The following is a 21,715-nucleotide window of genomic DNA, read 5'->3' on the forward strand; positions in this document are numbered from 1 at the left end:
CCTTAAAATTCAGGGGGTGGCAAGTTTTTTGCATTCATTCCCCTATAAATCAAGGGGTTATTAACTTTTTACTATAGATTATTTGACAATACGCAATAAACATAGGGGGTGTATCTATGAATAAATCGTTATTATTAGGGATAGCTATTTGTCTTATTTCATTATTGATCGGAATCCTTACTAAACATTGGTTTTTAGCCATCAAGATCACTGGGATGACAGCTATTGTTTCCTTTCTATTTGCTGGTGTTTTTATGGGAATGCCAACAAGGCCTTATTCTTCGTACTCTTCTCCAAATTCGCAACGGCAAGAAAATAACTGGGTAAAGAGTTTTATCTTCATCGCAATTCCTAATTTTATTTTAATGTTCATATTGATTACCATTCGGGCCTATGTAATATCTTAGTATTTGTATCCGCCTTCATACGCTCTAGTTCTTATTAACTGGAGCCCCCTTTTTCTTTTCTCATTCCCCTTCTTTTTAAAAACTTTTCGCTTTTTAAAACTTTTTTCTCTATGATTACGAATATATAACTAGAAGGCTTGAGTGGTGAAAAAGAAGATGAAACAAGAACAGCGCTGGATTAAGAGAATAAAAAGAAGTGGACATCATGAATCTGCTAATCAATTAATTTCCAAGTATTATCAAGAAATATATGGCTTTGTTTATAAACAGACATTAGATGCAGATCTATCTCTTGATTTAACACAGGAAATTTTTATCAGTGTTTTACAATCCATTCATCGCTTTGATGGTCAAAGGGCGTCCTTTCGCACATGGCTGTATCGCGTGGCTACCAATCGGATTGTTGATTATTATCGTTCCAAGAACTACAAATATAGACAATTAGCGGAATCATTAGACGATCAGGATGTGAAAGATCAAAATGACTTTATCCTATCTCTTGAATATAAAGAGGATGTAGAAAGGATCACAATGCTAGTCAATCAATTAGAGACTGTCTCCCAAGAAATTATTCGCCTTAAATTATTTGGAGAGTATACGCTTCAGGAAATCGCTAAAATAGTACAAGCCCCCCTTTCAACAGTAAAAACGAAATACTATAAGGCTCTGAAAGAAATAAAAAAGGAAATGGAGGAGGATTGCGATGTCTAAAGAAAAGTTTTCTATTCCTTATCCAGATCAATCAAAAATTGATTTGGAAGTGGACCAGATTGTCCGTGCCGGGGTGAAGCCACATCAATCTTACTATACCTATTTTGTTCATCTATATAAGGGGATCGGCTGGAAATATTTATTCACAAACCGTAGGGACGGCATCTTGATTACTTTTTCTGCCATGTTCTTACTTATTTATTTATTCAACAGTATGGCTGAAGCTGCTCAAACGGAAGCAAATTTTTATCCTATTCTATTTATAGCTTCCCCTCTACTTTATATTTCTCTTTCATTTTATGACTTTTTGCACAAACGTCATCATGCAACTTATGAAGTTGAAATGGTTACTAAATATAATTTTTATCAGGTCGCTGCCTTCAAAATGTTACTCTTTAGTATCCTTGCAATTTTTGTGAACATGGTCAGTATTCTCTTTGTGAGTGTCATATATGAATATGTTCATTTTTTCAAAGCCTTTCTCGTATCTACAACTGCCTTGTTCTTATTTTCAATCCTATTCCTTGCCATCATCATGAAAAAACAAACAGGAGTAAGAGCCAGTATGATTATTCTAGGTTGGAGTGGTACCAATATCCTTTTGAACCTTCTACCCAACCAGGCATATAGTCACTTTTTGCTTCAACTACCTATTTTCGTTTATGGATTAGTTTTGACTTTCAGCCTCATCCTTTATTTTCGATTTTTAAACAAGCTGGTCCAAATAAAACCAGCGGAAGGAGTATAGACAAATGCTTGTCGTAAAAAATCTCAGTAAACAATACGGAGAATTTCTTGCTTTGGAACATGTAAATATTGAATTTGATCATGGGGTGTATGGACTTCTAGCTCCTAATGGGGCTGGAAAAACAACGTTAATCAAAATGCTTGTTAGCCTTATCTCGCCAACAAAGGGCGAAATTCTTTATAACGGGGCAAATATCATGGATTTGGATGAAGAATACCGCGATATTCTTGGTTATCTTCCGCAACAATTTGGTTATTACAAAAACTATTCACCGCGACAATTTTTACTATATCTTGCTACTCTAAAGGGAATAGAGGAAAAATTGGCCCTTACAAAAATAGAGGATTTGCTCCAAAAAGTAGCTTTAAGTGATGTCGCCAATAAAAAGATGCGCAAATTTTCTGGTGGAATGATCCAACGAGTGGGAATTGCCCAAGCTCTTTTAAACGATCCGAAGGTTTTAATTTTGGACGAGCCGACAGCAGGTCTTGATCCAAAAGAACGGGCTCGTTTCCGCCATTTATTAACTGAGCTAGCACGCGAACGCTTAGTCATTATTTCAACCCATATCGTTTCAGATATTGAATCGATTGCTAACCAAGTAATCATGATAAAAAACAAACAGCTTTTATATAAAGACAATGTTAAAAATATTTGCGCAACATTGGATGGTTTTGTGTTCGAGACAACTATTCCGTTTGAACAATTAGAGACCTTCCGCAAACAATATGTGCTTTTATCAGAGAAGCTAGACCAAGAAGAAATGATCGTTCGATTCGTCCATAAAGGAGAGACTGAAGTAGATTGGATCCCTGTTGTTTCCCATTTAGAAGATGTCTTCCTCTATGAATATCGCGATGATTTGCAAATGAATGGGTGAATGTGATGAGGATTATTTTATTTGAATGTAAAAAAGCACTATTATCACCGATTATAGTATGTTTACTCCTGTTATTCACTGGGTGGAATATTTTTATCATTTACAATGCTTCTGATTTTAAAGAAGAGTTACCGATCGTGAATGAATTGGCAGGAAAGTACGGTGCCAGATATACAGATGCTTTACTTGCAACGCTGGATAATGAAATTACAACGGAAGTAGCCCAAATGAATACCATCACCGAAAAGAAAACTTCCCAAACTTTTGCCGGAGCAGATGATTTTTTTGAACAATTGACATTTGAAGAACAGGGAAGGTACACAGAAAAGGAATTGGATACTTTTTACGATCTGTTTTTAAAAGAAATGTATAGGAGTGCAGCAGCTTCTATGGATGAAAGTTATGCTGGCTTCGATATTCAAAAAATAGGAGAAAGTGAAATAACAAAATTCGGACTAACTGGTTCAGCGGCAGAAACCTTACGTAAAGAATACGAAGCATTTGCTGATCGCTTCGCAACATTACAGCAAAACGGAGAGCACAGATCATGGTTTTTTTCTGGACAAAACTATCATATGCATAGCCTCTTGTTTAGCACCGTGTTTCGCCATCTTGTGATTGAAGGGATGATTTTAGTTGTCTTGGCCACCGCTTTAATTACCAATTTTGAATTTGAGCATCGGAACCAACTTGTGGCCTATACAACAAGAAGAGGGAGAACATTAATGGCTGATAAATTAGTCGCCTCCCTGCTTACAATTCTAGCTATCATTATCTTTTTATCTGTTGTCACCTTAGGAACCTATTTTACCGTTTTTGATTATGCTCATTTATGGAAGACAGCAATCAGCAGTGGTTTCAATTGGGAGAATAACTTCCCTTATGTCTCGTGGTGGAACTGGTCCTTCCTTACTTATTTCCTTATGAGCTTAGTGCTTTTATTTATTTGTATGCTTTTGTTTTCCTTATTTACCTTTTCGATTTCCGTGTTAGTCAAAAACAGTTATTTTACCTTTATTATATTTGCTAGTTTGTTTATTGCTTTCTTTCTAATCCCAGGGTTTATCCCTAACTCGACAAACTTCATGTTAATGTCTGGATACACCCTTTCCACGCTTGTACTAAACCCACATCAATGGTGGATGGGAACCGGTGGACTAGCAATGTTTAAAAATTACGAATGGATGACCATTACGGTTTGGACAATTATCTTGATCGCGCTTTGCGGCTTTTCTTTCAAAAAGTTTGCGAGGCAGGACATTTCTTAAGGAGAAAAATGATGCACATTATTATCAATGAAATGAAGAAAATATTAAACTGGAAAATTCTTTTCACAATAGCTTTTGTGAATATGCTTTTATACTATTTTTTGATTGAATTTGATATTAAACATTTCCCTAATGGTCGACCTGCACTTGACTCTTACAGAATTGGTGTAGAAATGGTCCATAACTATGGTCCTGAAATGAATGAAGCAGATCTTGCTGACTTTAAGGAAAAATATAATCAGGAAGTGGAAAAAGCAAATCAGTTCTTGCAGAAACGGAAGGATGCTCAAGAAGCAGGAGTAACTTCATACGAGGACTTCCAAAATATTGATTTTGGGGATACAAAGGCAGAAGCATTCCATGCGAAAATCATTTTCGATGAAGAGGTGGATCTATTCTGGGAGCTGGGGGAACGTGAGCGATTAATCGAATTGCATGATTTAAGAAATGAGAATTTTCTATTAGAGCAACCCACTTCCTATCAGAAGAAATATCTAGACGAATTAAAAACAGCAGGCGTTTTTCAGGCATATCCTGAAGTCACTCTTACAAACTTTCAAAGTATCATCCGTAATATTGCTATCGCGGTACTCATAAGTGTCGTGTTACTTGTTTCACCGCTGTTTATTCGTGATCGTTCCTTACAAATGTTAGATCTACAGTACACAGCAAGGATCGGCAGGACGATTTTCAAGAAAAAAATAGTGGCCGGGCTTATTTCCGCCTTCCTTGTAATATCAGGGCTATTAGCTGTCTATCTTGGATTGTATTCGCAAAACCATCCAGAGCCGTTTTTCGACATCCCTATGAACACCTTTATTGCCGGCTATCAATGGTATAATCTCACATTCTTTGAATATATCATCCTTACCGTGATCGCCATCTATGTATTGGGATTCATACTTATATTGCTTAGTCTTTCCGTTTCCCAGTTTGCTCCGAACTATATTAGTTTAATTGGCGTACAGGTTCCCATAATATTTGGATTGCTAGCCTTCGGTTTGCGTTACCTGTTAGAGTGGATCACCAACTTCTTTTTACCGCAGTGGCTTGTCCCCCTCTGTTATAGCCTTTTTATGGTAGCAAGCACTTTATTAATTGTGCTACTATGGAAACGGGAAAAGAAAAAAGACATCATGCTATAAGGGAGCGGTAAATATGTGGCAAGGAATCATCATTCTCGGAATACTTAGTTTCCTTTGGATTCTCTACCGCAATAAAAGATATAAGAAAAAATATACAGATCCATTTCGAGAAATGATTGTCAATTTGTTCTTTGTCTATCTCGTATCTGTCGTATTCCTGACCATGCAACCATTTCAGTGGAATCTCCCTTTTGGCATATGGGGTGGAAAAACAATATATCATTTTGATTTCAATCTCTTTTATGAATTGAAAAATATGTCCAATCCTAAACTACAACTATTATATTCTGTTGGAAACATCGCTCTATTTGTTCCATTCGGCTTTTTTATTCCATTATTATTCCAACATTGCCAGCGACTATGGGTGATTTTGCTCTTAGGATTTTTAGCTTCCTTAACAATAGAATTAATCCAAACATTTTTCACAATGACAAGACGTGGGACCTTAGATGATTTAGTCTTTAATACATCAGGAGCTGTGATTGGATATAGCTTATACATGATTATAAAGATAGTTGTAAAAAAAATGCCAGTTAGCATTTACATCGCCAAGCATTGATAATAAAACTTTTTTGAAAAAGAGGCTGAGAGATAACTAAAATGCTAAGCCTCAAAAGCGAATATTGCATTACCTTAGCGGAGGAAATATACGTAGACTCCTGCGGGAAGTAAGAGTTCGACAAGACCCAGGAAGGCGAAGCCTGAGGAGGCTTGACACTAGGGAAAGCAGGCTAAGTTCGCGCCGTCCTGGCGGCAGGCTCAAAGCGCAACTTCCTGTTGCTTCACCTCCACTAGTACTTCCTGGTACGTCGCAACGCCTGCATGACCCACATCCTGTAGGCCTTCGGAAGCGAAGTATATTTCCGGAGTGGGTTATTTTCACGCTTATAGTTCGTACATTACTCAAGCGAAAACATTTTTGTCCCAGCCTCTTTTTCTAATGGTAAAACAGCAAGTCTTACTGAGGAAGTTCGCTCCTAAGAAAGCCCAAGCCAATTCAGATACGACAATTAAACTTTCGAATAGATGTATATACCGGCTATTAGCCATTGGAAGTGGTCTATTAGCTGTCGCGCCCAGTCTATTAGCCATTGCATGTGCTCTATTAGCCGTTGCGCTCGTTCTTTAGCCATTGGCTTTTTGCAAAGGTAATTTTGCACCTATGATAGTCGTTCTTCTTAAATTGCTACTGCTTTTTTGCTCTATTAGCCGTTAGATGCATTCTATTAGCTGTTGCGCTCGTTCTATTAGCCATTGGCTTTTTGCAAAGGTGATTTTGCACCTATGATAGTCGCTCTTCTTAAATTGCTACCGCTTTTTTGCTCTATTAGCCGTTAGATGCATTCTATTAGCTGTCGCGCTCAGTCTATTAGCCGTTGCATGCGCTCTATTAGCCATTGCGCTCGTTCTATTAGCTGTTACAAGCTTTTTTTCAAAGCAGACTTAGTAGGTAAACTAATGATAATTCGTATTTTCGATGTCTGCGTTCGCCTCTAGTTGGCAAATTTAGAGAATTGAGCATTTTGGATGCGACATGAATAGAATCAACTCCAAAAAACTGACGAAATTCTCGATTGGTTATAGTTGTGCTAATTAATAAGCGATAGTCAATCAGTGCTTGAATAAACGCCTTTTCAGCCTTTTTATTGCAAATATGGCATCTCCAGAATCGTTTTATTCTATTAACAGAAAACTGTCCACATTTTTCACAGTAAATTCCCGGAATAATTTCACTTTTATTCAACCCATACTGGGCTAATACGTCAGGTTCATCAGGTGTATGTAGCTGTAGCAAAACCTCTGATATTTTCTCTAACTCATTGTGACTTAAAATTGAATTCACATATTTCTTCTCTAAAAGTTCAAAATTAAATCTTAATGCTTGTGGTCGAATAACTTTTTCTAGAACTTCCTTATAATCGGGGTTTAGCAAAATAATGGACTTGGGATTGGTGATCACAACGAAGGCATCACTTGGGAGAAAAGGGAAGGAGTACTTCTTTAATAAAAGTTTTAAAAAATATTGTTGGTTTTTCACCTGCACAATGGGGTCAGGAAACGATTCTTCCATATTATTTAACTCCCGAATTAATTGTTTTGGCTCGAAAAACAATTTGCCTGCCATATGTTTTCCTTCAAAAACCAAAAGATAGTATGGGGTTAAAATAAGCATATCAATTTGAAAAAAGGCTTCACTGGAAATGGGTAATCGAAGATCGTGAAAAATAAAGTGGTGTTTTTGTAGTGGAAGATATTTCGTATAGTAATCTAAAATCTGTTCGCCTCGATATCCTGCATAGCGCCTACCTAATTCTTCCTTTATAGGGACCCCAGCTGGATGATTCTCTAAAAGTCTTTTTTGTAGAGCCTCTAAAATTAATATCACAATCGGAATTGTTCTTTCTTTTTGTTTCACTTCATCACCTCTTTTTGGTCTATATAAATATTCTGCTCTGTGTGCAAGAAGTCCTTCTCCCTTTTATATAAAGGGGAGAAGGACTCAAAGTTCAACTTTAACGGCTTGCCCATTTTTGTCTTGGATATCCAAAATAGTCATGCCTTTATTCTTCTTTATTTCTTTTAATATAGGTTGAATGTCTTGCCAATCTATCTGTTCTAGGAAAAGCCATTGATGTTCTTCTTGTTCTTGGTTTTGCCTTTTTGTAGAGTTTATTATCTTCCAGAAGAGCCTTGTTGTCGCGAGGCGAAGCCCTACGTCGATAAAAAGATAAGGTAAGCGAATAATTTTAGGCTTTTGATTTTCTTGTTTAATCATTATCTTTAGCATGGGCCATCTCACTCAATTACAATAGAAACTTGTTCGCCATCTCCACCTGTAATATCGACAATTTGCCCTTCCGCTTCGTTTTCGATCGCTTCTAAAATAAGATCCACATCGACTTTATCAATACCCTCTACATATTTAGCAGATTCAGGAAGTTTAGCAGCAATGTCTAATCCTGACTGCAAAGCGACCTTCACTAGCCGCAAAGGGAGGTTTACATTTACTTTATCTTCTTGATCAGAAATGCGAATCTTTAGAAGTTTCTTTAGATAATCTGGCTCTGCCACTTTTGTTTCCACCACTTCTTTTTCCTGTAAAGCTTGAATCAGAGCGGTTGCCTCTTCGGAATCTAATTTCCCTTCTTCCATCATCCCCAGGATCTTCTTAATTTCTTCTTTCATACCTGTCATCCTCCTTTTATTTATCCTTTAATAGGCGTAATGCTTCATCTGCCGTGATTTCACCGTTTTCTAACATAGTAATCACATTCTTTTCCTCTGTTTTATTTTTTGCTTCTTCCTTTTCTGAATAGCCGAGTGCTGAGATTACATCATTTAACTTACCACGCACAGTTGGGTAAGAAATACCTAATTCTTTTTCAACTTCTTTAATATTTCCCCGGCTTTTCAAAAAAGTCCCGATAAAATTTAGCTGTTCTGAGGTAAGTGCAGCCCAGTTTGTTAGTTCAAAGTCATTTTCGATCGTTGTGTGACAATGATGGCATTGAAGTTTCGTAATTTTTAGTTGTTGTGAGCATACTGGACAAGATGTGATTAATGGATAACCCATACCTCCGCTCCTCCTATTAATTTTATTAATACCATAATAATATATATTAATTTTTAAATCAATATTTATTAAGTATTTTAATTCAAAACTAATAATAATTAATAAATAAAATTAAAATCTCTGTCAGCTCGTTAGCCAACAGAGATTTTTATAAAGTAACTTTCTTTTACTATTCTAATCTTACAGCTTCCTTCTGTGCTATCAAACAAAGTTCAGCCGTTTTAAAGGCGTGTGCCTGTGTCATGGCATTTTCCGTTCGATTCAAGCAATCTAAAATCAGTTCTCCAAAGAAAGGAAAGCCTACTTGGCCTTTTACTGAGTAATGAAAAGTTCCTTCTTGGTTCACTAGATAAACTTGATTCCCTTCACTCTCACGACCTACATCAATATATTTCCGTATTTCAATATAACCGTCTGTTCCAAGGATGATGGCTCTTCCGTCTCCCCAAACCTCAGACCCATCTGGAGTGAGCCAATCAACACGGAAGTAATGACTAGTCCCATTTTCTCCAACAATCATACAATCCCCGAAGTCCTCTAACTCAGGGTAATCCTTATTGGCGTAATTTGCAACTTGACTACGTACAACCTTTGCATCTGTATTACCTGTATAAAATAAAAACTGTTCAATTTGATGGCTACCGATATCACAAAGAATACCACCATATTTTTCTTTTTCAAAAAACCATTCAGGTCTGGAAGGAGCGTTCAATCGATGCGGAGCCAAATTAGTCACCTGTATAACCCGACCAATGGCTCCCTGTTCAATCAACTCACCAGCAAAAACAGCACTTTCTACATGAAGTCTTTCTGAGTAGTAAACCATATACTTTCGGCCTGTTCGCTCAACCGCCTCCTTAGCATCCGCTAATTGTTCCAAAGTTGTAAAAGGTGTTTTATCCGTAAAATAATCTTTTCCACTTTCCATTACCCGAATACCTAGTGGTCCACGTTCACTAGGTATCGCCGCAGCTGCTACAAGTTTTACCTCAGGATCCTCTAAGATCTCCTTCTCACTCGCAGCCACACGAACATTTGGATATGTTTCCACGAACTTATCAACCTTATGTGGGTCAGGATCATACACCCACTTCAAGCTTGCCCCTGCCTCTATTAACCCATTGCACATCCCATAAATATGACCATGATCAAGCGCTATCGCCGCAATTACAAACTCCCCATCTTCTACGACACGATTGGGTTTGCCTTTTGGAGCATAATTCATTCCATCCTTCCCCATAAGTATCATCCCTCTCCCTTTTTTAATGCGTTCCACTAACATCTAATGTGACATCTTTTTTTGTCTCCTTGCTGAAAGTTGAAGTCGCGATTTTTTCCTGTAATTTTTCATAATAAAGATCTTCATCAATTGGTAGCTCTACCCAATCATCTAACCAACTAGATAAATAGACACCATTTGAAATTGCCAAACTTTTAATTCCTTCTTCTCCTGGTGCTAGTAACTCTGTACCATTTAAAATAGCGTCTACCCAATTTTCCAAAATGCCTAAATGTTGTTCATTTTTGCCACGTACTGGAATATCAATTTTCCAACTTTCAGGTTCACCAAAGCCACCTTTAAACGTTTGGTTGAATTCACGCTCAGATTGCCTTAATCGCCAGAAGGTTAAATCTCCATTTTCGATTACAAGTTTCCCTCGATCACCCGCAACTTCAAAGCGATTCGTGCCGGGTGCTTCTCCAGTTGACGTAACAAATAAGCCTGTAGCACCATTTTCATATTCTACATAAGCCGTTACATCGTCTTCCACTTCAATATCATGATATTTCCCAAATCCACAGAATGAACGAATTCTAGTCGGCATCATTCCTGTAATCCATTGCCATAAATCAAGCTGATGAGGCGATTGATTCAACATCACACCTCCACCTTCTCCTTCCCAAGTGGCACGCCAACCGCCTGAATCATAATAACTTTGCGCTCTATACCAATCTGTAATAATCCAATTTGTGCGTTTAATTTCTCCTAATTCACCAGACTGAATTAACTCACGCATTTTTTGATATAAGGGATTTGTGCGTTGATTAAACATCATGCTAAACACTTTTCCACTTTTAGCTGCAGCCTCATTCATCAAACGCACATTTTTTGTATAAACACCAGCCGGCTTCTCACATAAAACATGCCAACCTTTCTCAAAAGATCTAATGGCAAGTGTCGGATGATCATAATGGGGAGTCGCAATAATCACCCCATCAATATCAGCATCTGCAAAAAATTCATCGATCGTCAAAAATCGTTTCACTCGATCCCCAAATTCTTCTCTCGCTTTCACCATGCGATCTTCCCGCACATCACACACGGCAGCCAGAATGGCTCCTTCTATTTCGCGATTGAATAAACGCTTGGCATGACTTGTCCCCATATTGCCTAATCCTATAATACCGACTTTTACGATCGTCACTATTAAAATACCTCCCTTTGAGTTTTTCTATCCGATTTATTTCAATTATGCATGCCTATCATCACCTAAAAACATCATTATTCCAACAAGCATAGAAAAAGCACTTCAACTTTTAGTTTGCTTTAAATTTTTTCCTTTAATTTAAGTAGGTTCTCTAAGCTTAAAGCCAAACTATCTAGTGGCTTTCCTGGACAGACATCTTGTTCTACTGCATACCATTCTACTCCTGATCTCTCACCCCATTGTAAAATGGGAATAAAATCAATTTTTCCTGTCCCAATTTCAGCAAAGGTTTCTTGTTCATCATTCGTCATATCCTTTAAATGAATAATTGGCATTCTGTTGGCATATGGCTGGATAAAAGCTAGTGGATCTTGACCACCTTTTTTCACCCAGTACACATCGATTTCTGCTAAAACTTTATTCTCTGTCACTGGCTCTAACAAATATTCTAGTGCCGAAACACCATTGATTTCAGTCGCAAATTCAAAAGCATGATTATGATAACTAATACGATAATCAGGCAGTTGCCCGGCGACTTCATTCAATTTTTTTCGGACTGTCTTATATCCCTCTGCGGTTTGATATTCCGCGGGCAAATAAGGACAAACAATATCTTTCGTGCCGTATAAATCTGCTTCTTTCACCACATTTTCCAGATCATTCTCTAGACGATCTAATGAAATATGCATTCCAGCTGTTCCAAGTTGATTTTCCTTTAAAGCGTCTGCCACTTCTTGCGGATTGTACCCTTGTGGTAAAGCCGAAATTTGTACAGCTGCCCACCCCATTTTTTTTATTTCTTGAAAGACAGGTGCTATTCCCTTAGCTAACTCTTCCCGTACTGTAAATAATTGGGCTGCAAACTTTTTATCCATTCTGTCACTCTCCTAATCTATAATTTAAGTTTTTTTCTGCGATATTCTGAAGGTGTCATTCCTACTCTTTTCTTAAAAAATCGACTAAAATGGGCCTGACTTTCAAAGCCTGATTCTGTTGCAATTTCCATTAAAGTGCGCTGCGGGGACATTTCTAAATCGAATTTCACTTGGTTCAAACGACAAGTCATCACATAGTCCATCACCGTTGTGCCTGTCACTTCTTTAAAAATTCTCGATAAATAGAACTTACTTAAATTCAATTCTGTTGAAATATCTTCTAAACTTATACTGTTCCTAAAATGGACCTGAATAAATTGAGCGATATTTTCGACATGAAGAACCTTTTCACTTTTTGGCATTGCCAACTGGTGATTCTCTTTTTTACTTAATTTGTAGATTTGCATTAAAATGGTCAATAGCAAGATTTTTAATTCTGCTTCTACTTCGGGTCTCAACAAGAATGAATACTCTTCATTCATAAGTTGAACCATTGACTTAATTGATTGTAAGATCAATTCTCTTTCCCCGTCATCTTGACCACGAAGCAAGCAATTACTCATCTCCTTGAAGGGTGAAAGTAATTCTGGCATGCGCAATTCTTCGATTACAGGTTGAATCCAATCTGCAGAAAAATGCACGACACTGCGTTCATATAAGTCAAATTTAGAGGGATTAGCACGATGGGCTGTTAACCCATCCATAATAATAATATCCCCAGGGTGAAGCTCGTAAATGGAATGATGAATAAGGTATTTACAATCGCCCTGATGAAAGAAGTAAATTTCAAACTGTGTATGGGAGTGGAACGCGAATTCCTGTTCTCCAATTGATTTCATTCGATAATTTGGCCTTAACCAATCTTTCATCTTTTCACCTCTTGTTGAAAGGGCTTACTTTATATGGTAATCTTTTTTGCCCTATCTTCATTTCCTCTACATGCTCAAATTCTTACTATTATTGACTCAAATTGCTCTACAGATGTCAAATAGAGTGAAAAAATTCTTTTTCCCATTATGAAACCTAATTCTATTAAAGTACGTATTGTTAAGTAGAAAGAAAGGATAAATTAGCTAGTGATAGTATCCAGCCCTAGGAAGCTAGCAAAATCTGAATCCAATTCACTTTACATTGTACAAAATGTACTAGTGACGGGAACAAGGCGTTGCTATTCTCCCACAGAGTGTGGCAAATGATGTCACACTTAGGCACTCTTCTTATAAAACGAAAGGATGGATGATGAATTGAAAAATCACGAAATTGATTACAAGATTTATGGGGATGATATGCAATTTGTAGAAGTAGAACTAGATCCTGATGAAACTGTTGTCGCAGAGGCAGGCAGCTTAATGATGATGGATGATGCGATTCGCATGGAGACCATCTTCGGTGATGGGTCGAACCAAAATGGCGGAGGCCTGATGGGCAAACTGATGGGAGCAGGAAAAAGAATTATAACTGGCGAAAGCTTATTTATGACCACCTTTACAAATGAAGGTTCCGGAAAAAAACATGTTTCCTTTGCTTCTCCTTATCCCGGTAAAATTATCCCAATGGATTTGGAAAAGCTGAATGGCAGAATTATTTGCCAAAAGGACGCCTTCCTAGCTGCCGCAAAAGGGGTTACCGTGGGCATCGAGTTTCAGAGGAAATTACGGACAGGCTTTTTTGGTGGCGAAGGCTTTATTATGCAGAAGCTTGAAGGAGATGGAATGGCATTTGTTCATGCCGGAGGAACCATTTTTCAGAAAGACCTTGAAGCTGGAGAAGTCATCAAAATTGATACAGGTTGTTTAGTCGCAATGACAGGGAATGTCCATTATGATATCGAAATGGTCAAAGGCATTAAAACAGCTCTTTTTGGAGGAGAAGGCCTTGTCTTTGCAACACTTCGCGGTCCAGGAACCGTTTGGATTCAGTCTCTCCCATTCTCAAGATTAGCCAGCCGAGTCTTTGCTGCTGCGCCACAGGGCGGAGGAGAGTCCAAAGGTGAAGGTGGAATAGGCGGATTGTTTAATATGTTTAGTGATTAACGTTCAGCCATCCATTCGTTATTCAATAATACTTTAGAGCTAAAATTCCATTTTTAAGCATTCTCCCTAAGAAAGAAAAATAACACATAATTTATGTAACACTCTGTTGCGTTACATAAATTATGTGCTTTACTTTTATTTATTCCCCACTAATCACGCCACACACAATTCGATCTCCTGCATTCCCTGCTGGATCTGTCTTATAATCATCTGCTTTTTCATGGATGACAAGAGCACTACCATCTCCATCTAATAAGGAATTGCTCTCTCCCTCTTTTAATGTCACATTAGGGGCCGTGATGACAACATTTACAGCACCATCTTCTTCAATCTCTATATTCGGCAAATCTCCTGCATGAAAACCCTTAGGATTTTGAAAGCCGTGTTCTTTCCCACCTGGGTTAAAATGAGCGCCAGCTGATGTGAAATCAGGTGCTTCACATACTCCTGTCTCATGAATGTGAATGGCTTTAGTCCCAGGCTCTAATCCCTCTGCTTGTAAATGGATCTTCACGCCTTCTTCTGATTCCTTCAGGGTAGCCTTGCCAACTTCCTTTCCTTCTGAATTAATCATCTTTACATTGACATCTGCCTGACCGCTAACAGGAATGGCTTCTTCCTCTACTTGTGGAATTGCCTCTTCCCCATTATTGCAAGCGGCCAAAATCCCACCGGTTATCAATAATATGCACCATAACTTTTTCACAAAAAAACCTCCTATTATTAAAATCCTTAGCATGATTGCCATACTGGCGAATTTTAAAACAGGAGGTTCTGAACATCCATACTTTAAGTTCTAGTCCACTTGGACTTCCCCCGTATAATTGAAATAAAGATCGTCTTTTTCTTGGATCTGCAAATCTTTAGGAATTCGTAGGTAGATATAACGGACTTGCCTTATTGTCCCCTCCCCAAAGATATTTCTACTTTCTGTAAACTGAGACAAAGCGAAGTCTCTTTCAGATATGACCCCAGTAAATTCAAAATAATCGCCAACTTCCTCAAGTTTTAACGTATCATTAGACAAGTCAAATAGAATTGTTTTCACTTTATCAGAGAAATCCATTCCTTGATAGATCACACTCGCAATATATTTCCCTTCAATCACTCCATCATTATCCGGCTTTCTTTCCACTACAACTGGAACTGGCTCTTCCTCTGCCTGTTGTAATTTTAAATTCTTGCCATTATACTTTTGTTGCCATTCTTCTCGAATATATTCAGGATTAATCTCATCAAGTCGTCCATCATAAATTGCTTGCTCAAGCTTCATTGTATTTTGAGCTAGACTTTTTTCATGAACTCTTGGAAATTCCGTTCCTTCCTTTGGCAAGAGTTCATATATAAAGGGAGCGAGGATAAGAAGAAGCGCATAAGTAGTCAATAAAACTTTGACGATACCTCTATTTTTTAAAATGCCCGCTTTCCCAGCAGCTAAGTTGCGCACAGGCCTCCAAAATAGAAAACCTATCAAGAATAGAGGAAGTAAAAAGAATAAAATAATAATATTACTCATTTTCTCACCTCCAGTTTATTCGAAATCCCCATGGCAATAGCGAAGAACACCCCTGACAGCAGAAACACTTTTAATAAAAAAAGCCAGAAGTGAGATTCCAAAACAATAAAGTCAAATATAGCTTTCATCTCCGCGTCATAGCCACTTGATATAGCTGAGATCATTAATCCCACGCAGATTGCAGGCAGTAAAAAAACAAAACTACGATGGAACTGTATGATCACACCAAACAAATAGCCTAATGTGGCAAATAGGAATCCATATAAGCTAATCGCACCGATCGAAAGAAGAAAATCAAGTGGCGCTTGAAGAAACCCTTCTCCCATCATCAAATCATTAGAGTAATAACCAATGATTCTTACAATATAGCCACATAAAGTTGCAGATAGTCCCCCAATCAGGCTAGCTGTAATCAAAAATAACAAATTTGCCAAATGACTGCTCACTCGATTTCCTACAAAGGCATAATCATCAAACCGCGCTGCTTTGGAAGTTATAAATATCGCAACAAAAAAAGCCCATAGTATAGTAAAGATAACAACAATATCACCAGAATAGTAGCTGAGGTGGACAGACATATCTTTACCGGAAAACCCCGATGACGCACTTCCTCCTGATGAAAACAAAATCGCCAATAATTGCAGAATCACCAATGTACCAAATGTTGTGAAAAAGGCTTTCCTTTTAAAAGTAAATTGTTTCCAGACAACTTCAGAGAAACTCGTTTCGATTAAAGACACCGTCAATCCCTCCCTTATCACCGTTTGTTAAGTAAATACAAAGATCATTCGCTGAAACAGGTATGATCTCAACGCCGTCTTCTTTTAATTCACGAGATTTATCTTCCATCCATTGATTCTGGATGACCACATACATTAATCCAGGACCAATTTCTTTTTCATGAATAACTTTCTGGCCTTTGCTCCACCGTGAAACAGCTGACTTTTTCCCTTGCAGACCTACTGCCCATTCTTTCATATCAGAAATTGGCATATGATGTAACACTTTCCCTTCATGAATCAGCAATACATCCTCTAATATATCTTCAATTTCGTTTAGATGATGGCTCGAAAGGATAATGGTTCGGGGATAAGCTACATAGTCTTTTAATAATGCTCGATAGAAGTCCTTCCGTACCGCAGCATCCATACCTGTTGTCGGTTCATCGTAAATCGTTAGGGCACAGCGGGAAGAAAGCCCAAAAATCAGATTGAAAGTGCTTCTCATACCTTTTGAAAGCTGATCATAATATCCTTTGTTTGATAACGAGAAATACGACATCAATCTCTTAGCCAATTCCAAATTAAAGTTGTCATAAAACCTTTCAGCTTCCACTAAAATATCTCCCAAACTTAATGACGGTGGAAAAGTCAGATGGTCATCAATCATAATGCTATTGGCAGAAACAAATAAGCTGTTAAATGGCCGTTTAGTAAAAACTTTGACCTCGCCACTTGTTTCTTGAATAAAACCCGCCAAAATTTTTAACAAGGTGGTTTTACCTACTCCATTCCTGCCTATAAGCCCGGTTATTTTCTCTCCTGTTATCGTAAAAGCAATATCTTTTAAAACTTGCTTTCTCCCATAATTTTTTACTAGCTTTTCACATTCCACCACTATCATTACTCCTCCCCCTTTCCATTAATAGCATCTTGAATCATTTCTAATAAATCTATTTCAGACACCTCTAACCGCTTAGCCTCTGAGACCAGTTCCTGAACAAGCCTAGTTAATGTCTCATTCTTTCGTTTGTTCAAAATGGCTTTCCTCGCATCTTTTGCTACAAACATACCGAGCCCACGTTTCTTATATAAAACTTGTTCGTTCACTAGCATATTCAACCCCTTCGCAGCTGTCGCAGGATTAATCGTAAACATCTCTGCTAATTGATACTGCGAAAACACCTTTTCATCACGCTTAAATGTTTCCGCAATAATTTCATTTTCAATCCATTCTGCAATCTGCACATAAATAGGTTTAGCTCCATCATGATATAAAAGCATCCAAGGAACCCCCTTTCGCAACCAGTACGTTACTGTTGTAATGTAGTATATAATTTTCTTTATTCTTTGACAAGGAAGATATTGTATTTACTAAAAATATCTAGCTAGTTATGGTACGATATATAAGGAAGCATTTGGCGTATTTTGAACGATGTACAAACTTAGGATAAGGAACACGGACGGCTTTTGACCACTCTATTCTTAGCGAAATTCTGTTCTGACTAAAGCCCTTTTAGCCGAGTTGAAGAAAATATTAAATATTGACTTATCTAAGGAAGGTATCGCAAGTTTGCCAATTGCTGAAGATAACCTAATTCGAACCAAATTTTAGGCTTTCTTATCTAGAAAGGAAGATTCTTGATGAAACAAGATCAAATAATAGATATTCAACTGATAAAAGAAATGAAAGTTGAGCTTACGCGATTTATGATGGCGTATCAATTTGCTTGTGATGAAATTAACACAAAAATTAATATATTATCCGATGAATTTAATTACCTACATGACTATAATCCGATTGAACATGTAAAGTCCCGAGTCAAATCTCCCGAAAGTATCTTTAGCAAAATTAAACGTAAGGGGTATGAATTTTCGCTCCCTTCAATTAAGGAAAATATCCGCGACATAGCTGGGGTCCGGATTACTTGTTCTTTCATTTCAGATATTTATGTCTTAGCTGATATGCTTGGAAAACAGAAAGATATCACGGTTGTAGAATACAAGGATTATATTAAAAATCCCAAGCCCAACGGTTATCAAAGCTTGCATCTTATTGTACAAGTCCCGATATTCATGACAGATCGTACCGAACATACTTATGTTGAAATCCAAATCCGTACCATTGCAATGGACTTCTGGGCCAGCTTAGAGCATAAAATCTACTATAAGTACGATAAAGAAATTCCCGCTCATCTGGCGAAGGAACTTCAAAGCACTGCCTTTATAGCAGCAGATTTAGATAAAAAAATGGAGAAATTGCATACAGAGGTTTCTTCCATCAAAAAGGAAAATGAAGATGATGACATTTTATCTCGCTTAGAAGAGGACGTTATCGCCAATGTCCTCCCTAAAGTGTTAGAACAATATAAAAGAAGTCTCGGCGATGGCTCGAAGCAATAAAGGTGTGGGATTGTTTTCCAGGCAACCATCCCCTATAATAGAAATTAGAATCTATTAACGGGATGTAGCTCAGCTTGGTAGAGCACTTGCATGGGGTGCAAGGGGTCGCAGGTTCAACTCCTGTCATCCCGATCAGAAAACTGTACATTTAGATTGACATTTGTTACCATACTTCTAACAGATAAGATCCAGCGCAATACTGTCTATAGCTGATCCGAAGTGTGGAATACATGAGGTCATAGACGACTTTCATGAAGAACTGCATTTCTTTCAGGATGCAGTTCTTTTAGTGTGTTTTAAAGAACAAAAGCGTAAACATCCGTGTAGCAACGTAAAACTTTTATAATAAGGCAGCACACTAAGGTCGCTAGGTGCACTACAAACTTCCTGTTAGAACTTATCTACAAGCTGGAATTTTATAAATTCCTAGCTATGAGGGAAATGGTTATATAGTCTTTTATCCTAAAGATACAGACATTTCCCTTTTTATTGAAAAAACTAATTAGAAAACGATCACTTAAGCCATGGCCTTCTACTTTTAAATTCATCTAGGAGTTGAGCAAAATGAAAGACACTTGGGGGCTTATCGACACAGGATACCAAGATGCAGCGATCAATATGGCATTGGATGAATGTCTGCTCCTTTGGCATAGCAAAGATCTGATTCCACCTGTTCTCCGTTTCTACGGTTGGACAAAACCTACCCTATCCATTGGACATTTTCAAAAGGAGAGGACAATTCATTTTCCAGGCATTGCAAAGCACGGATGCCAATTTGTCCGTCGGCTTACTGGGGGGAGCGCTGTTCTTCATGATGATGAATTAACCTATAGCCTTGTTGTCTCTGAGCAAAAGCCTTACATAGAAGAGTCCATCCGAAAAGCTTATCATACACTGGCACAAGGAATATTTGCGGGTTTTAAAGAATTAGACATTCAAGCACAGTTTTCTATGCCTGAGGAGCACTTTACCAAGGAAAGATCTGCTGTTTGCTTTGAAAGACCCTCAGATTATGAAATGCTTGTGAATGGGAAGAAGATATCCGGTCATGCTCAGACAAGAAAATTGGGCGTCCTAATGCAACATGGTTCCTTACCCTTTACAATGGATCGAGAAATGCTCTTTGATTTATTTGCATTTTCAACTGAAGAATTGCGGGCACGTAAAAGGGAATCCTTTTCAAGCAAAGCCATCTCTATGAATGAGGCGAGCGGAAAACAAATTACATATAACGAGGCAGTAACTGCCTTCACCAAAGGATTTGAAACTGGATTAGACTTACATTTTACCCCATTTGCACTTAGTGACTCTCAATGGGAAGAGGTACAAACTCTTGCAGAATCAAAGTATCGTTCAGATGAATGGAATTTAAAATTTCAAAAGAAGGTGCACTCATAATGGCAATCGATAAACAAGAATACATCAGAAAACCGGAATGGTTGAAAACAAAAATTAATACGAATGAATCTTATAGAGGCTTAAAAAAATTGATGCGTGGCCAACGGTTAAATACAGTTTGTGAAGAGGCGCGTTGTCCAAATATTCATGAATGTTGGAGTGAAAGAAAAACAGCTACATTTATGATTCTTGGAGATACATGTACGAGGGGATGTCGCTTTTGTGCAGTTAAAACCGGCTTACCAAACGAACTAGATTGGGGCGAACCTGAAAGGGTTGCAAATTCCGTAGAAATTATGGGATTAAAACATGTCGTTGTAACTGCAGTGGCTCGTGATGACTTAAATGATGGTGGTGCAGCTGTTTTTGCAGAAACAGTACGAGCCATTCGTCGGAAGAATCCTGGATGTACAATTGAAATATTGCCATCTGACATGAAAGGTGACTATGAGAGCCTCCATACTCTTATGTCCAGTGAGCCTGAAATATTTAATCATAATATTGAAACAGTCGAGCGCTTAACACCAAAGGTGCGCGCAAAAGCAACTTATCGTCGCTCCCTCCAACTTTTACAGCGTGTAAAGGAAATTGCACCAAACACACCAACGAAATCTAGTATTATGGTAGGACTGGGTGAAACAAAGGAAGAAATTATTCAAGCTATGGATGATCTTCGTGCTCATAATGTCGATATTATGACGATTGGACAATATCTACAACCTACGAAAAAACATTTGAATGTTGTACGTTATTATCACCCTGACGAATTTGCTGAGTTGAAAGAGATTGCTCTTACCAAAGGCTTTAGTCATTGTGAATCTGGCCCACTTGTTCGCTCATCCTATCATGCAGATGAGCAAGTAAGTCAAGCTGCTGCCCAACGCCGTATCACTTATATGAAAGGCGTCGAAGAACAAGAACAAAAAGAAGTTGATTTTAACTTTTAAAATCAAAGCCTTCACCCATTAAAAATGAGTGAAGGCTTTCTATTTATTCTGATAGCTGATCGATAATTTCAACATCTCTATTATCTTCCCCTAATTTAATCCCCACCTGCCAAAGTTTCTGCGCTTCCATGAATTCTACAGATGTAATGGCAGGCCATTCACTAGAACCTTTGATTGTCTGTAATGCTTTTTGTACGACTTGTATTTCATCTAAATTTGCTGTATTTGGCTTATAAACAGGCAAAATCGTAACCTTTTTAGCTTTCCCTTGATAAGGAAAAGTTTCCATTAAAGCACCATCTGGCTCCACCTTTACTCTTTGTCCAACTTCTACTTCACTAGGTACACTCGAATACGTATAAAGATCATAAAAATTCTCTTGCTCTCCCGATGGTTGGGCAGCAGCCACTGTCACAGAATTTCCCCCGTGCTTTTCGATGACATAGAGCCCCTCCTTCGAAGCTGTATTCGTATATTCAACCTCGTTTTTTCCTGAACAGCCAACTAGTAATACTGTGAAGATACCTAATAACAGAATGAGCAATGCCTCTTTCATTCCATCAGCCCCCTTTATATACAACTGACGAAATTGACAAGAAATAGTTACCATTTCTTCTTAATCAAACGTTTGATTAAATATTCGGATGTATCAAAGAAACGCC

General features: G+C 37.9%; 26 protein-coding genes and 1 tRNA gene. 13 read left to right on the forward strand and 14 right to left on the reverse strand.

The window, feature by feature from the left end; translation table 11 throughout:
• Nucleotides 1–116: 116 nt before the first annotated feature.
• The 8 genes from J2Z23_RS20940 (at nucleotide 117) to J2Z23_RS20975 (ending at nucleotide 6,288) form a co-directional block, all read left to right on the forward strand.
• Nucleotides 117–407 carry a hypothetical protein gene (locus J2Z23_RS20940; RefSeq protein ID WP_057982950.1) on the forward strand — a complete coding sequence of 97 codons (291 nt, stop codon included), beginning with the start codon at nucleotides 117–119 and terminating at the stop codon, nucleotides 405–407.
• A gap of 144 nt (nucleotides 408–551) precedes the next feature.
• Entirely contained in the window at nucleotides 552–1,118 is a 567-nt protein-coding gene (locus J2Z23_RS20945; protein ID WP_238456085.1) for an RNA polymerase sigma factor, read from the forward strand.
• Entirely contained in the window at nucleotides 1,111–1,866 is a 756-nt protein-coding gene (locus tag J2Z23_RS20950; RefSeq protein WP_057982948.1) for a hypothetical protein, read from the forward strand. Before J2Z23_RS20945 ends, J2Z23_RS20950 begins: the two co-directional genes overlap by 8 nt.
• Before the next feature lie 4 nt (nucleotides 1,867–1,870).
• A complete protein-coding gene (locus J2Z23_RS20955; RefSeq protein WP_209975169.1) occupies nucleotides 1,871–2,746 on the forward strand; it encodes an ABC transporter ATP-binding protein in 876 nt (291 codons plus the stop codon).
• Between the two features lie 5 nt (nucleotides 2,747–2,751).
• Nucleotides 2,752–4,014 (forward strand): ABC transporter permease, encoded by a 1,263-nt coding sequence (locus J2Z23_RS20960; RefSeq protein ID WP_057982944.1) that lies wholly within the window; start codon nucleotides 2,752–2,754, stop codon nucleotides 4,012–4,014.
• 11 nt (nucleotides 4,015–4,025) lie between these two features.
• Complete coding sequence (locus J2Z23_RS20965; RefSeq protein ID WP_057982942.1) at nucleotides 4,026–5,159, forward strand: hypothetical protein; 1,134 nt, start codon at nucleotides 4,026–4,028, stop codon at nucleotides 5,157–5,159.
• 13 nt (nucleotides 5,160–5,172) lie between these two features.
• Complete coding sequence (locus J2Z23_RS20970) at nucleotides 5,173–5,718, forward strand: VanZ family protein (RefSeq protein WP_057982940.1); 546 nt, start codon at nucleotides 5,173–5,175, stop codon at nucleotides 5,716–5,718.
• Between the two features lie 381 nt (nucleotides 5,719–6,099).
• Nucleotides 6,100–6,288, forward strand: a complete 189-nt coding sequence (locus J2Z23_RS20975; protein ID WP_209975172.1) for a hypothetical protein — start codon at nucleotides 6,100–6,102, stop codon at nucleotides 6,286–6,288.
• 303 nt (nucleotides 6,289–6,591) lie between these two features.
• Here J2Z23_RS20975 and J2Z23_RS20980 read toward each other — a convergent pair whose 3' ends face one another.
• From J2Z23_RS20980 to J2Z23_RS21015, 8 genes are all read right to left on the reverse strand, one after another.
• Nucleotides 6,592–7,575 carry a nuclease-related domain-containing protein gene (locus J2Z23_RS20980; RefSeq protein ID WP_209975174.1) on the reverse strand — a complete coding sequence of 328 codons (984 nt, stop codon included), beginning with the start codon at nucleotides 7,573–7,575 and terminating at the stop codon, nucleotides 6,592–6,594.
• Between the two features lie 84 nt (nucleotides 7,576–7,659).
• Nucleotides 7,660–7,935 (reverse strand): hypothetical protein, encoded by a 276-nt coding sequence (locus J2Z23_RS20985; RefSeq protein ID WP_209975176.1) that lies wholly within the window; start codon nucleotides 7,933–7,935, stop codon nucleotides 7,660–7,662.
• 20 nt (nucleotides 7,936–7,955) lie between these two features.
• Complete coding sequence (locus tag J2Z23_RS20990; RefSeq protein ID WP_209975178.1) at nucleotides 7,956–8,345, reverse strand: hypothetical protein; 390 nt, start codon at nucleotides 8,343–8,345, stop codon at nucleotides 7,956–7,958.
• 16 nt (nucleotides 8,346–8,361) lie between these two features.
• Nucleotides 8,362–8,733, reverse strand: a complete 372-nt coding sequence (locus J2Z23_RS20995) for a DUF2089 domain-containing protein (protein ID WP_209975179.1) — start codon at nucleotides 8,731–8,733, stop codon at nucleotides 8,362–8,364.
• Between the two features lie 169 nt (nucleotides 8,734–8,902).
• A complete protein-coding gene (locus tag J2Z23_RS21000) occupies nucleotides 8,903–9,973 on the reverse strand; it encodes a Gfo/Idh/MocA family protein (protein WP_209975181.1) in 1,071 nt (356 codons plus the stop codon).
• Between the two features lie 22 nt (nucleotides 9,974–9,995).
• Nucleotides 9,996–11,159: a Gfo/Idh/MocA family protein gene (locus J2Z23_RS21005; RefSeq protein ID WP_209975184.1), complete on the reverse strand. Its 1,164-nt coding sequence runs from the start codon at nucleotides 11,157–11,159 to the stop codon at nucleotides 9,996–9,998.
• A gap of 122 nt (nucleotides 11,160–11,281) precedes the next feature.
• Nucleotides 11,282–12,037, reverse strand: a complete 756-nt coding sequence (locus tag J2Z23_RS21010) for a sugar phosphate isomerase/epimerase family protein (RefSeq protein ID WP_209975186.1) — start codon at nucleotides 12,035–12,037, stop codon at nucleotides 11,282–11,284.
• Between the two features lie 17 nt (nucleotides 12,038–12,054).
• Nucleotides 12,055–12,906 (reverse strand): helix-turn-helix transcriptional regulator, encoded by an 852-nt coding sequence (locus tag J2Z23_RS21015; RefSeq protein ID WP_209975188.1) that lies wholly within the window; start codon nucleotides 12,904–12,906, stop codon nucleotides 12,055–12,057.
• A 375-nt stretch (nucleotides 12,907–13,281) separates the two neighbouring features.
• Here J2Z23_RS21015 and J2Z23_RS21020 point away from each other — a divergent pair, with 375 nt between their 5' ends.
• Entirely contained in the window at nucleotides 13,282–14,070 is a 789-nt protein-coding gene (locus J2Z23_RS21020; protein WP_209975190.1) for a TIGR00266 family protein, read from the forward strand.
• A gap of 139 nt (nucleotides 14,071–14,209) precedes the next feature.
• On the opposite strand, the gene J2Z23_RS21025 is transcribed toward J2Z23_RS21020, so the two are convergent.
• The 5 genes from J2Z23_RS21025 to J2Z23_RS21045 form a co-directional block, all read right to left on the reverse strand.
• Entirely contained in the window at nucleotides 14,210–14,776 is a 567-nt protein-coding gene (locus tag J2Z23_RS21025; protein WP_420795702.1) for a superoxide dismutase family protein, read from the reverse strand.
• A gap of 90 nt (nucleotides 14,777–14,866) precedes the next feature.
• A complete protein-coding gene (locus J2Z23_RS21030) occupies nucleotides 14,867–15,586 on the reverse strand; it encodes a hypothetical protein (protein ID WP_057984638.1) in 720 nt (239 codons plus the stop codon).
• The gene (locus J2Z23_RS21035; RefSeq protein WP_057984636.1) at nucleotides 15,583–16,326 is read right to left on the reverse strand and encodes a hypothetical protein; all 744 of its coding nucleotides are present in this window, start codon (nucleotides 16,324–16,326) and stop codon (nucleotides 15,583–15,585) included. The genes J2Z23_RS21030 and J2Z23_RS21035 overlap by 4 nt, the downstream gene beginning before the upstream one ends.
• The gene (locus J2Z23_RS21040) at nucleotides 16,298–17,209 is read right to left on the reverse strand and encodes an ATP-binding cassette domain-containing protein (RefSeq protein ID WP_064467766.1); all 912 of its coding nucleotides are present in this window, start codon (nucleotides 17,207–17,209) and stop codon (nucleotides 16,298–16,300) included. The genes J2Z23_RS21035 and J2Z23_RS21040 overlap by 29 nt, the downstream gene beginning before the upstream one ends.
• Nucleotides 17,209–17,589, reverse strand: coding sequence for a GntR family transcriptional regulator (locus tag J2Z23_RS21045; RefSeq protein WP_057984632.1), 381 nt, complete (start codon nucleotides 17,587–17,589; stop codon nucleotides 17,209–17,211). The genes J2Z23_RS21040 and J2Z23_RS21045 overlap by 1 nt, the downstream gene beginning before the upstream one ends.
• Nucleotides 17,590–17,949: 360 nt before the next feature.
• Here J2Z23_RS21045 and J2Z23_RS21050 point away from each other — a divergent pair, with 360 nt between their 5' ends.
• From J2Z23_RS21050 to lipA, 4 genes are all read left to right on the forward strand, one after another.
• Nucleotides 17,950–18,708, forward strand: a complete 759-nt coding sequence (locus tag J2Z23_RS21050) for a GTP pyrophosphokinase (protein ID WP_057984630.1) — start codon at nucleotides 17,950–17,952, stop codon at nucleotides 18,706–18,708.
• A 58-nt stretch (nucleotides 18,709–18,766) separates the two neighbouring features.
• Nucleotides 18,767–18,840: transfer RNA gene (locus J2Z23_RS21055), tRNA-Pro, on the forward strand.
• A gap of 432 nt (nucleotides 18,841–19,272) precedes the next feature.
• Nucleotides 19,273–20,106, forward strand: coding sequence for a lipoate--protein ligase family protein (locus tag J2Z23_RS21060; protein WP_209975192.1), 834 nt, complete (start codon nucleotides 19,273–19,275; stop codon nucleotides 20,104–20,106).
• Nucleotides 20,106–21,053 (forward strand): lipoyl synthase, encoded by a 948-nt coding sequence (gene lipA / locus J2Z23_RS21065; protein WP_057984627.1) that lies wholly within the window; start codon nucleotides 20,106–20,108, stop codon nucleotides 21,051–21,053. The genes J2Z23_RS21060 and lipA overlap by 1 nt, the downstream gene beginning before the upstream one ends.
• Before the next feature lie 43 nt (nucleotides 21,054–21,096).
• Here the strand turns inward: lipA and J2Z23_RS21070 are convergent, their stop codons facing one another.
• Entirely contained in the window at nucleotides 21,097–21,609 is a 513-nt protein-coding gene (locus J2Z23_RS21070; RefSeq protein ID WP_064467765.1) for a DUF3221 domain-containing protein, read from the reverse strand.
• Nucleotides 21,610–21,715 lie beyond the last annotated feature (106 nt).

Source organism: Lederbergia galactosidilytica, assembly GCF_017873565.1.
GTDB lineage: Bacteria > Bacillota > Bacilli > Bacillales > Bacillaceae_C > Lederbergia > Lederbergia galactosidilytica.

What these genes read in the sequence shown, in the direction of transcription:
- J2Z23_RS20965 (WP_057982942.1), top strand. Translation starts at nt 4,026, where the DNA reads ATGCACATTATTATCAATGAAATGAAGAAAATATTAAACTGGAAAATT.
- J2Z23_RS21000 (WP_209975181.1), bottom strand. Translation starts at nt 9,973, where the DNA reads ATGGGGAAGGATGGAATGAATTATGCTCCAAAAGGCAAACCCAATCGT.
- J2Z23_RS20960 (WP_057982944.1), top strand. Translation starts at nt 2,752, where the DNA reads ATGAGGATTATTTTATTTGAATGTAAAAAAGCACTATTATCACCGATT.
- J2Z23_RS20955 (WP_209975169.1), top strand. Translation starts at nt 1,871, where the DNA reads ATGCTTGTCGTAAAAAATCTCAGTAAACAATACGGAGAATTTCTTGCT.
- J2Z23_RS20985 (WP_209975176.1), bottom strand. Translation starts at nt 7,935, where the DNA reads ATGATTAAACAAGAAAATCAAAAGCCTAAAATTATTCGCTTACCTTAT.
- J2Z23_RS21015 (WP_209975188.1), bottom strand. Translation starts at nt 12,906, where the DNA reads ATGAAAGATTGGTTAAGGCCAAATTATCGAATGAAATCAATTGGAGAA.
- J2Z23_RS21010 (WP_209975186.1), bottom strand. Translation starts at nt 12,037, where the DNA reads ATGGATAAAAAGTTTGCAGCCCAATTATTTACAGTACGGGAAGAGTTA.
- J2Z23_RS21070 (WP_064467765.1), bottom strand. Translation starts at nt 21,609, where the DNA reads ATGAAAGAGGCATTGCTCATTCTGTTATTAGGTATCTTCACAGTATTA.
- J2Z23_RS21030 (WP_057984638.1), bottom strand. Translation starts at nt 15,586, where the DNA reads ATGAGTAATATTATTATTTTATTCTTTTTACTTCCTCTATTCTTGATA.
- J2Z23_RS20940 (WP_057982950.1), top strand. Translation starts at nt 117, where the DNA reads ATGAATAAATCGTTATTATTAGGGATAGCTATTTGTCTTATTTCATTA.
- J2Z23_RS21045 (WP_057984632.1), bottom strand. Translation starts at nt 17,589, where the DNA reads ATGCTTTTATATCATGATGGAGCTAAACCTATTTATGTGCAGATTGCA.
- J2Z23_RS20950 (WP_057982948.1), top strand. Translation starts at nt 1,111, where the DNA reads ATGTCTAAAGAAAAGTTTTCTATTCCTTATCCAGATCAATCAAAAATT.
- J2Z23_RS21050 (WP_057984630.1), top strand. Translation starts at nt 17,950, where the DNA reads ATGAAACAAGATCAAATAATAGATATTCAACTGATAAAAGAAATGAAA.
- J2Z23_RS20995 (WP_209975179.1), bottom strand. Translation starts at nt 8,733, where the DNA reads ATGGGTTATCCATTAATCACATCTTGTCCAGTATGCTCACAACAACTA.
- lipA (WP_057984627.1), top strand. Translation starts at nt 20,106, where the DNA reads ATGGCAATCGATAAACAAGAATACATCAGAAAACCGGAATGGTTGAAA.
- J2Z23_RS20975 (WP_209975172.1), top strand. Translation starts at nt 6,100, where the DNA reads ATGGTAAAACAGCAAGTCTTACTGAGGAAGTTCGCTCCTAAGAAAGCC.
- J2Z23_RS20990 (WP_209975178.1), bottom strand. Translation starts at nt 8,345, where the DNA reads ATGAAAGAAGAAATTAAGAAGATCCTGGGGATGATGGAAGAAGGGAAA.
- J2Z23_RS21040 (WP_064467766.1), bottom strand. Translation starts at nt 17,209, where the DNA reads ATGATAGTGGTGGAATGTGAAAAGCTAGTAAAAAATTATGGGAGAAAG.
- J2Z23_RS21060 (WP_209975192.1), top strand. Translation starts at nt 19,273, where the DNA reads ATGAAAGACACTTGGGGGCTTATCGACACAGGATACCAAGATGCAGCG.
- J2Z23_RS20970 (WP_057982940.1), top strand. Translation starts at nt 5,173, where the DNA reads ATGTGGCAAGGAATCATCATTCTCGGAATACTTAGTTTCCTTTGGATT.